General features: G+C 65.9%; 1 pseudogene. It reads right to left on the minus strand.

Features of this window, described 5'->3' with window-relative positions:
• Nucleotides 1-322 precede the first annotated feature (322 nt).
• Nucleotides 323-510 (minus strand): annotated as a pseudogene (locus tag P3H15_RS55025) (gas vesicle protein); the annotation flags it as partial.

Here is a 510-nt window from a genome sequence, read left to right on the forward strand (position 1 = left end):
CGGCGCGGGCGCAGATGACGGCGGCGGCCAGCCCGTTCGGTCCCGATCCGATGACCGCGACATCGTGGATGTGTCTGGGCATATGCGACGTGTACCCCGTTTCCGGTGGTGGTCAGTGATGGTGCTCGTCCGGCCGGCTGGCAGATGTTTCCGGCGAGGTTCGGTGTGTCGGACTCGGGATCGCCGGGTAAGCGAGGTGGCATGAGCACAATCACCGAAGCCATCGATGTCGATGTCCCGATCCGGGTCGTGTACACGTCGGCCGGGACGATGCCGTAGACATACACACCGGTCGTCTGCTTCGTCTGCTCCGAGGCGGCCATCACCGGTCACCTCGAGTCGATTTGCGTGACACTCGTTCCCGCTGAGGTTCTTCCTCTTCCTCCCCACCCCCGAAGAGCCCGCCGAGCTTGTCGCCCGCCGATTCGAGCGCGCCCTTCGTCTTGTGCTTGGCGGCGCCCTCGGTGGCGCCGGAGACGATCTCGGACAGCCCCTTCGGTTCGCTGCCGA

This window comes from Rhodococcus sp. T2V (assembly GCF_029269925.1).
Classification (GTDB): domain Bacteria; phylum Actinomycetota; class Actinomycetes; order Mycobacteriales; family Mycobacteriaceae; genus Rhodococcus_F; species Rhodococcus_F koreensis.